Source organism: Acidobacteriaceae bacterium, assembly GCA_035944135.1.
In the GTDB taxonomy this organism is placed as follows: domain Bacteria; phylum Acidobacteriota; class Terriglobia; order Terriglobales; family Acidobacteriaceae; genus Granulicella.
The window spans coordinates 216,428-229,367 of sequence record DASZBM010000008.1 but is presented as its reverse complement, the minus strand read 5'-3'; the positions used below and the strand labels follow the sequence as shown (position 1 = coordinate 229,367).

At 61.6% G+C, this 12,940-nt stretch carries 11 protein-coding genes and 1 other RNA gene; 7 read left to right on the top strand and 5 right to left on the bottom strand.

Annotated features, from left to right (window positions below):
* Positions 1-46 precede the first annotated feature (46 nt).
* Entirely contained in the window at positions 47-2,986 is a 2,940-nt protein-coding gene (gene topA, locus VGU25_13550; GenBank protein ID HEV2578227.1) for a type I DNA topoisomerase, read from the bottom strand.
* Positions 2,987-3,187: 201 nt separating this feature from the next.
* Positions 3,188-4,195, bottom strand: coding sequence for a DNA-processing protein DprA (gene dprA, locus VGU25_13545; GenBank protein HEV2578226.1), 1,008 nt, complete (start codon positions 4,193-4,195; stop codon positions 3,188-3,190).
* Positions 4,196-4,476: 281 nt separating this feature from the next.
* On the opposite strand from dprA, the gene VGU25_13540 reads away from it, so the two are divergent.
* The 5 genes from VGU25_13540 to VGU25_13520 all read left to right on the top strand — a co-directional run bounded on the left by VGU25_13540 (position 4,477) and on the right by VGU25_13520 (position 7,829).
* Entirely contained in the window at positions 4,477-5,361 is an 885-nt protein-coding gene (locus VGU25_13540) for a menaquinone biosynthesis protein (protein HEV2578225.1), read from the top strand.
* 65 nt (positions 5,362-5,426) lie between these two features.
* Complete coding sequence (locus VGU25_13535; GenBank protein HEV2578224.1) at positions 5,427-6,116, top strand: VTT domain-containing protein; 690 nt, start codon at positions 5,427-5,429, stop codon at positions 6,114-6,116.
* A 53-nt stretch (positions 6,117-6,169) separates the two neighbouring features.
* Positions 6,170-6,268, top strand: an RNA gene (ffs, locus tag VGU25_13530) — signal recognition particle sRNA small type.
* Between the two features lie 92 nt (positions 6,269-6,360).
* Positions 6,361-7,377 carry a beta-ketoacyl-ACP synthase III gene (locus VGU25_13525; GenBank protein ID HEV2578223.1) on the top strand — a complete coding sequence of 339 codons (1,017 nt, stop codon included), beginning with the start codon at positions 6,361-6,363 and terminating at the stop codon, positions 7,375-7,377.
* 113 nt (positions 7,378-7,490) lie between these two features.
* Positions 7,491-7,829: a hypothetical protein gene (locus VGU25_13520; protein ID HEV2578222.1), complete on the top strand. Its 339-nt coding sequence runs from the start codon at positions 7,491-7,493 to the stop codon at positions 7,827-7,829.
* Between the two features lie 37 nt (positions 7,830-7,866).
* Here the strand turns inward: VGU25_13520 and VGU25_13515 are convergent, their stop codons facing one another.
* From VGU25_13515 to VGU25_13505, 3 genes are all read right to left on the bottom strand, one after another.
* Positions 7,867-9,555, bottom strand: coding sequence for a hypothetical protein (locus VGU25_13515; GenBank protein HEV2578221.1), 1,689 nt, complete (start codon positions 9,553-9,555; stop codon positions 7,867-7,869).
* 49 nt (positions 9,556-9,604) lie between these two features.
* Positions 9,605-10,720, bottom strand: a complete 1,116-nt coding sequence (locus VGU25_13510) for an acyltransferase (GenBank protein ID HEV2578220.1) — start codon at positions 10,718-10,720, stop codon at positions 9,605-9,607.
* A 102-nt stretch (positions 10,721-10,822) separates the two neighbouring features.
* Positions 10,823-11,554, bottom strand: a complete 732-nt coding sequence (locus VGU25_13505; GenBank protein HEV2578219.1) for a choice-of-anchor R domain-containing protein — start codon at positions 11,552-11,554, stop codon at positions 10,823-10,825.
* Positions 11,555-11,704: 150 nt separating this feature from the next.
* On the opposite strand from VGU25_13505, the gene VGU25_13500 reads away from it, so the two are divergent.
* On the top strand, positions 11,705-12,175 hold the full coding sequence (locus tag VGU25_13500) for a GNAT family N-acetyltransferase (protein HEV2578218.1): 471 nt from the start codon (positions 11,705-11,707) through the stop codon (positions 12,173-12,175).
* 27 nt (positions 12,176-12,202) lie between these two features.
* The gene (gene ispD / locus VGU25_13495; GenBank protein HEV2578217.1) at positions 12,203-12,907 is read left to right on the top strand and encodes a 2-C-methyl-D-erythritol 4-phosphate cytidylyltransferase; all 705 of its coding nucleotides are present in this window, start codon (positions 12,203-12,205) and stop codon (positions 12,905-12,907) included.
* Positions 12,908-12,940 lie beyond the last annotated feature (33 nt).

The window sequence follows — 12,940 nt, the reverse complement described above, 5'->3', positions numbered from 1 at the left end:
TCCCCCACCAGCTTGCTCCGCGTCTGCCGCGGTCGCCATCGCCGCCTCAGGCCACCGCCTCGACCACCGGCCGTGTCTTCTCCGGATCCGGCCGCTTCAGCTCCTTGGGCTCTTCCTTCGGCTTCGGCGGCCCGATCTTCTTTTCGTACGTGCAAACGACACCATTCGCAGACTGCTCGGGTCCCTTCTTTGACCGCCGCTTCGGCATCCGCTCCTGGTTATTCGGGCACACTAGCCATGTGCCTTCCTTGTCCGAAACCTCCAGCAAATACGGCGACTTGCACTTCGGGCACGCCTGCGCCACCAGCTTCTGGTTGCTCGTAAAGTCGCACTTCGGATACCGCGTGCATCCGTAGAACACATCGCCGCGCCGGTTCTTCCGCACGGCAACATCGCCGCCGCACTTCGGGCACGGCACGTCCAGGATCTCCTGCTTCACGTACTTGCACTTCGGGTAGCCCGAACACGCGATGAACTCGCCATACGGCCCTTCGCGCTGCAGCAGCGGCTTGCCGCACTTCGGGCACGCCTCCTCCAGCTGCACCGGCGGCTTCTGCTGCACCTTCTGGTTCAGCTTCCGGATCGTCTTGCACGGAGGGTCCTCGTTGTACCCCGGGCACGCCATGAACGGACCCCACGGCCCATTCCGCAGCACCATCTGGCGGCCGCAGTTATCGCAGAACTCCTCTTCCTGCTCGTCCGCGGCATCTGCTCCCGGCGCATTCAAGTCCGGCTTCGCGGCAATATTCTCCTTCGTGTAGTCGCAGCTCACCGGCTCGACCGAGACCTTCTTCCAGTCCTTCATCGCCAGCCGCAGCGCCGCCGCCAGCTCCTTCCGGTCCTTCGAATCAGTGACTTCAACAGCCCGCTCCGTGCCCTCGGCGTCCGTCCCCCGCACCTTCAGCGTCGCGTGGTGGAACTTCTCTGAGATCTTCTTCAGCACGTCGCGCTCGCTCTTCTTCCACGCCGCGGCGCTCACGCTAGTCGGCTTCTCATTCGTGTAGTTCGCACATGAGTAAAAGCTCCCGAACTTGCCCCACTTCAAATACAGCGGAGCTCCGCACTTCTCGCAGATCTGGTCCGTCTCCTCTTCCATGGCCTTCACGTCCGCCATCTCCTCGCTGGCAACCTTCAGCTCGCCCTCGAGATGGTCGTAGAAGCCATTCAAAAGATCCGTCCACTTCTCCGTTCCTTCTTCCACCGCGTCCAGCTCGTTCTCGAGGCCGGCGGTGTACTCCACCTTGAAGATGTACGGAAAATTCTTCACCAGCAGGTCCGTGACCACCATGCCGATCTCAGTCGGCACCAGCCGCGCCTTGATCTTCTTGACGTAGTCCCGCTCCTGGATCGTGTTGATGATCGACGCATACGTCGACGGCCTTCCAATGCCGTTCTCCTCCAGCGTCTTCACCAGACTCGCCTCGTTGAAACGTGGCGGAGGCTGCGTGAACTTCTGCTGCGAATCCAGCTTCAACTTCGTCAGCGCCTGCCCATCGTTCAGCTCCGGCAACCGGCGCTCCGCCTCGTCCTCTTTCGCTCCATCCCCATCGGCGTCACCATCGGCGCGCGAATCCTGCGCCTTCTGTTCCTGCCTCGCCGCATCCGCAGAAGCCTTCACATCGCGCGCAGCCTTGGCCTTTTTCGCCTGCTCCTCGTACCACAGGAAGCCCGCAAACTTCAGCACGCTTCCGGTGGTCCGGAAGTCATAGCTAATATCGGCCTTCGCTTCAATGTCCACCGTCGTCTGGTCGAACACCGCCGGGACCATCTGGCTCGTCACTGCGCGCTCCCAGATCAGCGAATACAACCGGAACTGCTCGTCGCTCACATACCGCCGCACAAACTCCGGCGTCCACGCAATGTTCGTCGGCCGAATCGCCTCGTGCGCATCCTGCGCGTCCTTCTTCGACGAGTACACATTCGGCTTCTCCGGCACATACTCCTTGCCGAGCTGCTTGCTCACATGCTCGCGGATCGCCTCAATCGCATCCGGGCTCATGCGCGTCGAGTCAGTACGCATGTAGGTGATAAGGCCCACCGTGCCTTCCGCCCCCAGATCGATGCCTTCATACAGCCGCTGCGCCACACCCATCGTGCGCCGCACACCAAACCCCAGCCGTCCCGCCGCCTGCTGCTGCAACTGCGACGTCGTAAACGGAGGCCGCGGCTTGCGCCTCATCTCCTTCTTCTCGACCGTCCGCACGCGCCACGTCGCGCGCTCCAACTGCCCCATCACCTCATCGACCGCCGCCTTGTCCGGCAGCGCATTCGCAATATACTTCCCCTCCTCCGCGCGGTCTTCCACGCGCACCGGTGTGCCCTTCACTCCAACCATGCGCGCGGTGAATTGATTAGCCTCGCCATCCTTCCCGCCGCTCGGCGCCAGCACCGCATCAATATTCCAGTACTCCGTCTGCGGGAAATCCTTGATCGCACGCTCGCGCTCCACGATCAGCCGCAACGCCACAGTCTGCACGCGCCCCGCGCTCAGTCCGCGCTTCACCTTGTCCCACAGGAGCGGTGAAATTTGATACCCCACCAACCGGTCCAGGACTCGTCGCGTCTGCTGCGCGTCGACAAGGTTCTCGTCCACATCGCGCGTATGCTGAAACGCCTGCTGCACGGCCTTCTTCGTAATCTCGTTGAAGGTCACGCGCTGAATCTTCTTCTTGTCCTTCACAGCCGGCAGAAGCTGCATCCTCAAATGCGCGGCAATCGCCTCACCTTCGCGGTCCGGGTCAGGCGCCAGGAACACAGAATCGCTCTTCGCCGCCAGCTTCTTCAGCCGGTCGACCACCTTCTCCTTCCCCGGCGACACAATCAGCGTCGGCTCAAACGTCCGCCGCTTCAGCTCCACACCAATATCGTTCTTCGGCAAATCCATGATGTGGCCAATCGAGGCCTCCACCACATAGTCATTGCCGAGATACTTCCCGATCGTCTTCGCCTTCGCAGGCGACTCTACGATCACAAGATTCTTTGCCATTCTGTTGCCTTACTCCAGTGGGGGGCACCTGCCCTCCCGTCCATCAACCAACGTCAATGCACCCTAACACGCCCCGCCAAGGCGAAGTCAAACGCCGCCCCAACAGGCAGTCGTTCCGTTGGACGTTCTCAATCGTTGGAAATTGTGGAAAAATCAGGTGTTCAAAACGCTCTAAAACCGCTCAAAAACGATTCAAAACAGCTAAAAACAGCGCACGTAATTTTTGCCGGGCATCTGTTTTACCCTCCCCGCGAGCTCTAACTCGAACAGCGCCGTAAAGATCTCACCCGAGACCATCTTAGGCTCCAGCCGTTCAATCAACTCATCCAGCTGAACCGCCTCATCTGCTCGTAACTCGCTGAAAACAAGACGCTCATGCTCGCTCATCGGCTGCCCTGCTCCGCTTGAGCCGTCGCTAAATAAGGATGCGGTTCCCCCCGCTCCGGATTCAAGCCCCTCCTCCAAAGCAATCCGGTCCTGGGAGCGCAGATCCTCCCAAATGTCCTCCCATGTTGCAGTTAGCTTCGCCCCCTGCTTGATCAGCGTATTCGGTCCCCACGCATTCTTGTTAGTCGCATTCCCCGGCACCGCGTAGATGTCCCGCCCCTGCTCCAATGCGCATCGCGCCGTAATCCGCGTCCCCGAGTATTCCGCAGCCTCCACCACCAGAACCCCAACGCTCATGCCGCTCAGCGTGCGGTTGCGGATCGGAAAGTTCTGCGGAGCCGGGAAGGTCCCCAGCGGGAACTCGCTCACAACGGCCCCGCCGCTGGCCACGATATGCTCTGCAAGTTTTTTATTTTCTTTAGGATAGATGACGTCGATTCCCGTCCCCCATACCGCGACCGTCTTGCCTCCGGCCTCAATCGCGCCCTTGTGCGCGCAGGTGTCCACGCCTCGCGCCATCCCGCTCTGGATCACCACTCCACGCTTGGCCAGGTCCCGGCTCAGCATCTCCGCCATGCCCGAGCCATACGGCGTCGGATTCCGCGTGCCCACCACCGCAATGCCTGCGCGGTTCAAAATCGACGCATCGCCCCGCACCCACAGCACCGGCGGCGGATCGAAGATCTCCATTAACCTGCCCGGATAGTCCGCGTCATCCATCGTCAGGAATGCCGCGCCCGCGTCTGCCAACCGGCTGATCTCCTCGGCGGCCGCCTTTCGCGCCCGGCCATCGAAGACGAACTGCGCCGCAGCCGCGGGCATCCCCAAGCTCTCCAACTCCGTCAGCGACGCCCCAAAGAGCCGCTGAGCGTCCCCACCGAGCCTCTGCACCGCCCTCGTACACCTCGTTGGGCCCATTCCGGGGGTCAGCACCAGAGCCATCCATGCCAAACGTGCCTCCGCCGGTACCCCCATCCGTTCGCCCACCCCTGACCCAACTCCAGTCCCTGCCTCAACCATCTGCGTCATTACCTCAACATCCGTAACGTGCTCGCATCGTATCGCACGGCGATTCCACACCAATATCCCACTAAAATCTGGTTGTGCCCCTTCGCGTCTCTGCCATCTCATTTCTCAACCCGGCGCCCCTCCTCTTCAACTTCCAGCACCCACCCACCGCGGCCTTGCTGCGCCCCTGCTACGAGCTGCATTACACCTCCCCGGCCCATTGCGCGCGCGAGCTCCACATAGGCGCCGCCGACCTCGGCCTCATTCCTATAGCGGAGCTCACTCCCGAGTTGGCCATCGTTCCCGGCTGCACCATCGCCAGCCTCCAGGAGGTCCGCAGCATCCTGCTGCTGGTCAAAAATCCCGGCAACCTATCCGTCGAGGAAGCGCTCGCCAACGTCACCACAATCGCCACCGACAACGCCTCGCGCAGCTCCACCGCCTACGCGCACATCCTCTTCGAGCACTTCCACAACACCCGCCCCACCTTTTCCGAGCACCGCGCCGATGCCGTAGGCATGCTCGCCACCGCCGACGCTGCGCTCCTCATCGGCGACCCCGCGCTCCTCGCCCGCGAGCAGCGCGACCAGATCCAGGCGCACATCGACGCCACCTTCGGCCCCACCCCGCTCCTCTGGCTCGACCTCGCTGCCCTCTGGCGTCACCACACTGGCCTTCCCTGGGTCGCCGCCGTTTGGGCCGTCCGTCCGGTCGCACTCCAGCTCGCCGGCGTCTCCGCCCAGCAGCTCACTCAGGACCTCACGGCCAGCCGCGACGCCGGCCTCGCCAACATTGACACCCTCGTCCGCGAATGGACGCCGCGCATCCAGGTCCCACCGGACATCATCCGGACCTATCTCACGCGCAACATCCACTACACGCTCGACCCGGATTGTCTCCTCGCCATCGAGCACTTCCGCGGTCTCGCCACCCAGCTCGGCTGCCTGCCATCGCTCCCGGTGCTGAACCTCCTCACCTAACTCCCTGACTCCACACTCCTAACTTCCTTGAACTCCATCGCCTCGGGCAGCGTCTTACATCCAGCATGAAGCTCGCGCCCCAGCCGATCGCCGTCTTCCTCGCCGCCTCGGCCAACCACACGATGATGCACGCCTTCTATCACCTCGGGCTTGCAGGCCTCGTGCTCATCTCCACCGTCGACAGCTCCTTCGTTCCGCTGCCCATCCCCGGCGTCACCGACATCCTGATCATCCTCTACGCCGCCAACCACGCCAATCTCTTCCTGCTGGTCTTTCTCGCGACGATTGGCTCCGCGCTGGGCGGTTTTCTGTCGCACTGGGCCGGTCAGGTTGGAGGCATGGCCTTCCTTGAAAAACATGTCTCCCCGCGCTACCTCAAACCCATCCAGCACTGGGTAGAGTCGCACTCGATCCTCTCCGTCGCTCTGCCCGCCATCCTTCCGCCGCCGATGCCGCTCTCGCCCTTTGTGCTCGTAGCCGGCGCCGTCAAGATGAACCGCAGGAAGTTCATGACTGCGTTCACCATCAGCCGCTTCGCACGCCACGTCCTCGCCGCCTGGCTCGGCGTGCATTACGGCAAAGCCGTGCTCCATCTCTGGAATGAGTTCTCCGCCCGGTGGGCCGTCACCATCCTTGTCGTCTTCTGGTCGGTCACGATCATCTTCACCGCGATCGGCATCTGGAAGCTCGTCCAGACCTCGCGGAGCATGAAGCTCCGCCCCAACGCCGCCCCTGCTCAGCCCACCACGCCGTAGCGTTTTCCTACGCCCTAATCCGTACTTCCTAATCCCTGCTAAACTAACTCCTGTGCCGGGTCCTACGCGACGCGTACCCGCCAACCCCGCCAGGTCCGGAAGGAAGCAACGGTAACGGGCACACGCGGGCGCAGTAGGTTAACCCGGTACACTTCTTTTCCCCCTCAAAATCTGCGCCTGATCTCTCGCCTCCGCACGCGATAAGATTCTCTGTGGCTACATATTCGCGTTGGAGGACTACATTTTGAGTCTCACCCTGAAGCCCCGGCATGCCGTCCGCGCCAAAATCTCCGCACTCGGCACATACGTTCCGCCCCGGGTCCTCACCAACTCCGACCTCGAAAAGATGGTCGAAACCAACGATCAGTGGATCGTCGAGCGGACCGGCATTCGCGAACGCCACCTTGTCGACAAAGGCGTCGCCACCAGTGACCTCGCCGTTGAAGCCGCACGGCGCTGCCTCGCCTCCCGCGGCGTCGAGCCCACCGAAGTCGAGGCCATCATCATGGCCACCGTAACGCCGGACATGATCTTCCCCTCCGCCGCCTGCCTCGTGCAGAACAAGCTCGGAGCCACCGGCGCCTGGGGCTTCGATCTCTCTGCCGCCTGCTCCGGATTTCCATATGCCCTCCAGGTCGGCGCCAAGCTCGTCGAATCCGGCGCACACAAAAAGGTCCTCGTGATCGGCGCCGACGTCATGAGCTCGATCATCGACTACACCGACCGCTCCACCTGCATCCTGTTCGGCGATGGCGCCGGCGCAGTCCTCCTTGAACCGTGTGAAGAAGGCGAAGTCGGCCTCATCGACTTCTGGCACGAGATCGACGGCTCGGGCGCTGTCTCGCTGAACATGCCCGCCGGCGGATCGCTTCTTCCCGCCTCGCATGAGACCGTCGACAAGCGGCAGCACTTCGTCTACCAGGACGGCCAGTCCGTCTACAAGTTCGCCGTGCGCAAGATGGCCGAAGCCGCCGAAAGAGTCCTCGAGCGCAACGGCGTCACCGGCGCCGACCTCGGCTGCTTCATCCCGCACCAAGCCAACAAGCGCATCATCGAGTCCACAGCGCATCGCCTCGGCATGCCCATGGAGTCGGTCATCCTCAACATCGACCGTTACGGCAACACTACCGCCGGCACGATTCCGCTTGCAATGGACACCGCCATCCAGGAAGGCCGCTTGAAAAAGGGTGACCTCGTTCTGCTCGCTTCGGTCGGTGCTGGCTTCACCGTGGGGGCAACGCTCCTGCGCTGGGAGTTTTAGAGCATTTCTCCTGATACTGTAGTTTCGCGAGAAATCTGTGGAGGTCGTTTTCTTTGGACGCCAACGCTATTCGCTTCGACCACACCTTCAGGAGAATGCTCTAGCTTTCGCCGATGCCCCGCAACATCCTCGTCGCACTCAAATCCGGAACCGACCCCATCGCTCCACTTCCACCAGCTGCGTTTCATCGCACGCTCGAAACACTGCTTTACTGCCCCAGGTGCGAGACCACTTACGTCCTGCTCGCCGACTATGACTGGGCCGTCAGCCGCCACTTCGAAGAGGAGTCACGGCAACATTTAACCCTGTTGCGCAAAACCATCAAATTCGGCCACGATCACGGCCACCGCGTCACGCACTTCGAAACCAACGGCGTCATCGTTACGCGCCACACCCAGCCCGAACGGCCCTCACTTGACGACCTGCGCCCGCTCACGGATCTTCCGCAGTAACCTGCGTGCACGCTTCTGCTGCGAGTTCTGAGCCGGTTTACCCGGCTCGCCGTTGCAGTATCGTCATCTCCCCGAACGTCTTTACCCACTGGTAGTGCTGCGCGATGTAGTTATCCAGCAGATGCACGCCCGTATGCACTGAACTCCCGTTCGGCTCATGGACCGCGTCGAACTCGCTGTCCAGTACGACGTAAGGCGGCTTGTTGCGCTCCAGCTCCGCAACCATCTCCTGCTGTATCGGAGCCGTGTTCTGGAGGAACGGATCGAAGTGCGACCACTTCGTCGCAGGGAGCCGTTGCGTCGCAAAGTACGTCATGTTGTCGTTGATGAAGATCCGGTCGTGCTGAGGCAGACCCACGAATAGCGTGTCGCCCGGCTTTGTATGCGCCTCTAAAAACTCCACCGTCTGGATATGATCGCTATCCATCGAGTAACAGACTCCCCGGGTCACGGGGTTCCTGTCGCGGCACCAGCCGTCGAACGGCGGCTGAGGGTCCATCTTCGCTGGCTCAATCATCCACAGCAACATCGACGACTTGAACTTGTGCAGTCCAGAAACCGCATGCAGTGCTCCCCAACCGGCAAAGATCCAGAGCAGCACAATCATTACCCTCAACGTCTTGCGCAGGCCCTCACTGAAGATCTCTCTATGCTCGTACAACACCGCGGTCATCACGATGCACGGCATGGCAGCCAGAGCTTCGCCCGCCGCCCCTAAGCGCACAACACCCTTTGCATAAGCCATCAGCGCGATGAACAAAAAGGGGATGAGCACGGCGATCCACTCCGGAATCACGTCCGTCTGGACACGCTCGCGTTTCCGAAAGGCGATCATATAACGGGCTGCCACATACACACTGATCGCCATCAGGACGACCAGGACATACACGACGAGATCCTGCAGTTGCGCCAGATGCCGCCAGGGAAACGGCAGTGCACGGGCAGCATGGTAGTGGTGCGCCGTGTACAGCACGATATCGAACAACAAATCGTGAACAGGCGCGACGCGCAGGTATGCCCACGCCGGTGGTGCAACCACTACCGCGAGACCAAGAACATATCCCCAAAGGCTCCGCGCCATCGAGACCGCTCGCGAACGCAGGCTGTCACGGCGCAGATAGCTCGCCACTCCGATCGTCAGAACATGACACGCCAGGATGCCAGCCCCCATGTCATAGCGGAGCAGCGTCGCTACACCCACGAGCGCGCCCGCGGCAAATGCACGGATTGCCGGCAGATCACTCTGGAACACCTTTCTCAGAAGCCACGTTGCCCAAAGCATGACCACCGCCAGCAGCGACCACGCTCCCAGCCCGAACATCCAAAGCAATCCGTAGCACCCAGCGACGGTCGCCACCTTCGGCTTGCAAAGCCGGCGGGTCATCGCGTACAGCGTCACCACCAGCAGCGAATCTGCAAACAGCGCCAGCAGTCTCTCAACCAGCACTGACGGCCCAAACAGCTTGAACAGTCCCGCGATCAAATAAACCGTGGCCGGACCGTAGTTGTAATAGAAGTCTCGATGCGGCACCTGCCCGGCCATCACCCGCATGACACCGGTCAGCAGAATCCCTTCGTCATAAACAACGACGCGACGGTTGCTGGCTAAGAACAACAACAAAAACACGCCCACAAACCCAGCCAGATACTTCCACGCATTCGCCACATTCGTGGCGTGATGCGTGGACCCTTTTGCGCGCTCTTCACGCGCCGAGACCGTCTGCATTACCTCAGTTGTCCTCCGAGATCTTCAGTCTACCAACCGAAACTGGCGACTAATTCCTCGCAGCCCCCATAGGTTGTAGAGCGGGAGCCTGCCTCTTCTCTCGGGTGTTCGCGGCCGGCAGAAGTCGATTCGCCACGCGCAGCAACGGCTTCTCGATCAGGAGATAGAAAACAACGCCGAGCCCCATCAGCACACCGGCGACCGCCAGTTCAGCACATATCAGTTCCACGTACCCGTGCAGCATCACGCGTCTCGAAATCTTTGGACCAACGGTCTCGAAAAGGTAGCCGGACAGCAGGTAGGCCGAGTACGACGAGTTTCCCAGCAGCACCATCACCCTGCCTGCAAACGACCGCATCCCCGGAGACCAGAACACCGTTCCTGCCACGATCAGCCCCGCCGTCACGCCCAGTGTCAACGCGCGCAGCATCACTCCTCTGCCTGCCAGGATGTCGTTCTGAAACTGCCCCATCCCCAGCGTCTTCCACGAATACGCCACGAACGCGAGCGTCCATCCCAGCACGAAAAGCACGACGCCCACCCGCGGCTTGCGTTTCAACCCGTAACGCGAGTACAGGATCGCGATACACACTCCAAAAGCAAATTCCAACAGGATCGGATTCATCACCACAGCCAGAATCGGCCGCCGGAAGTCGATCACTGCACCGAGGCAAACCAAACCCACCAGCATCCAGCCCATGATCGCCGCCGCCCGGCGCACCGCCACCAACAGCAGGGCCGCAAACAGCAGGTAGAAAAACATCTCGAAGATCAGCGTCCAGCTGAAGTTCGCCAGCGTCGGCAGATCCGGGAAGCGCAACCCTGGCAGAAGAAAGATAGCCGGAACATAGGTCAGCCCCTCGGCCAGCCCGTGGTGAAAGTGATGCGCCAGCGGAAGCAGCGCGAACACGAGATACACGGGAAAGATCCTGACCAGGCGTCGCCGCAGAAAATTCCACATCGTCCGAACGCCGGGCGGCCGCGTCTCGCGCAGCACCAGCAACGACAGGATGAAACCGCTGATCACGAAGAAGACGTCGACGCCGAAGATGCCTAACTGCGGCAGGTTCATTCCCGTACTAAGGAACAGCTGCCCGCAGTGCGTCCATGCCACCAGGAACACGGCGATCGCGCGCAATGCCTGAAGACCATCGATCTGTCCCACCTTCGGTGAGGGCAGCGGGAGGCGCAGAGCGTCCCGGCTCACGATGGTCCCCATAGGATGAATGCTAACGAATCGCTGCCTTCCGGTAAAACGGAGCCGCTCCTATCGGGCACTACGAGCGCAGAGCGTAAGGCCCTTCAAGGCTCTTCGCCGCTCTATCGCCACCACTCCCACCAGGCCCAATGCAAGGAGAGCCAAAGTCCCCGGCTCCGGCACCGGCGACACCGAATTCGTCGGAGTTCCAGTCACATCAAACGCCGAGAAATTATCTCCCTGGGTTGCCGCCGTCCACGGCCCTGTCGCGCTGCCCAGTTCGTTGTAATACCACGTGCCGGTATCACCAAAGCTATAGAGCCATCCCGTCGTATTCGCCGAGTCCGTCTGCTGGGCCACAAGCCAATACGTCGAGCCCGCATCCAGCGTCGCGCAGCTACCGCTGCAGTTGAAGTTCACCACCGTAGTCGTGGGGTAATAGGCGTAGCTTCCGTTCTGCGTCAGCGTAGCCAGAATGGCGCCAGGAGTCCCGCCGGAATTCGACTCGATGTACACCGTCAGCGGCGTCAGAGTCTGAACCGTTCCCGGAGGAGGAACCAGCGCCAACGCCAGGTCCGCACCCGTTACCGTCGCCGTCTCGCTCGGCGCAAAAGAGAAAGCATCCACTTGCGTTCCAGCCGGCGATGTCGAATTCCCGACGTTCCACCATGCGTTCCCCACGTAGGTTTGCGATGGTCCGAAGTTCGAAAACACAGTATCCGCCCGCATCTGTCCTGCAGACCCGACCAGCATCAAACCCGCCGCCACACTCGCCAGCACACCGAAAACCCGTACACGCATAGGAAACTCCCCGTACCCTTTTGAGGCGCGAAGTCCTCCCTGAAGATGCCCCGGTGACAAACTCTTCACATTTGCAGAGACACCGCCAATTCGCTCGTTATCCATTAACGTCAAGTTCTGCAACCGGATACGTGGTTTTACCATCAGAGAATGCCCACTCTTCGCCGCGCCACACTCAACGACGCCGCGCTCATCACCGAACATCGCCACCTCATGTTCGCTGACAACAACTTCACCACCGAAGAACGCCTGCGCGAGATGGACGCAGCCTTCGAACCGTGGGTCCGCAATCACCTCGCTGACGGCAGCTACGTCGGCCTGTTCCTGGAAGAAGACGGCAAGGTCCTCACGGCAGCCGGCATTTACTTCCTGGAGTTCCCTCCGCACTGGATGGACCCCGAGCCGCTCCGCGCCTATCTGCTCAACTTCTACACCGTTCCTGAAGCCCGCGGTCGCGGCTTCGCAAAACAGATCCTGGAGGCCGCCGTCGCCGAGTGCCGCAGCCGCGGGCCACGCGTCATCACCCTTCACGCCTCCCGCTTCGGCCGCCCGATCTATGAGCGTTTCGGCTTCACCCAAAGCACGGAGATGATGCTCCCCCCTGACTCCCCAACTCCCTGACTTCAAAAGCGGTATACTCGCCTTCCCATGTCTGTGTTCGTTATTCTCCCCGCGGCGGGGATCGGTACCCGTATGGCCTCAGCAACAGGAGGCGCTCCCAAGCAGTTCATCCAGCTCGGCGGCATCCCCATCCTGCTCCACTCTCTCCGGGCCTTCCTCGCGGTCCCACGCATCACCGGCATATACGTCGCCGTGCGCGCGTCAGAGCAGCCACGCGTCTCCGCTCTGCTTGACGAGCACAAGCTCTCCAACCGCGTCCACGTCGTTCAAGGCGGCGACACCCGCCAGGACTCCGTTGCTAACGCCCTTGCCGCGCTTCCGTCCACCGGCGACGACGACATCGTCCTCGTCCACGACGCCGTCCGCCCACTCATCGACACCGCCACAATCGGTCATGTGATCGACGGTATCGAGAAGCACGGTGCCGCCATCGTCGGCACCCCGGCGATCGACACCATTAAGCAGGTCGAGCGCACCGCCGACGGCGCCCTCATCACCGCCACCATTCCGCGCGAGCTCATCGTCCACGCCCAAACCCCGCAGGGCGCCAGGGTCCCGCTCATGCGCCGCGCCTTCGATGAAGCGCAGGCCGACCAGTTCACCGGCACCGACGAGGCCTCGCTCCTCGAGCGCGCCAACATCCCCGTCTATGTCGTCCCCGGCACCTCCCGCAACCTGAAGGTCACCCAGCCGGGCGACCTCGAAATCGCCGAGTTCTATCTAGCGGGCTGAGGCTCCCTCGCCGCCGGCTGAACCGAAGCGTTA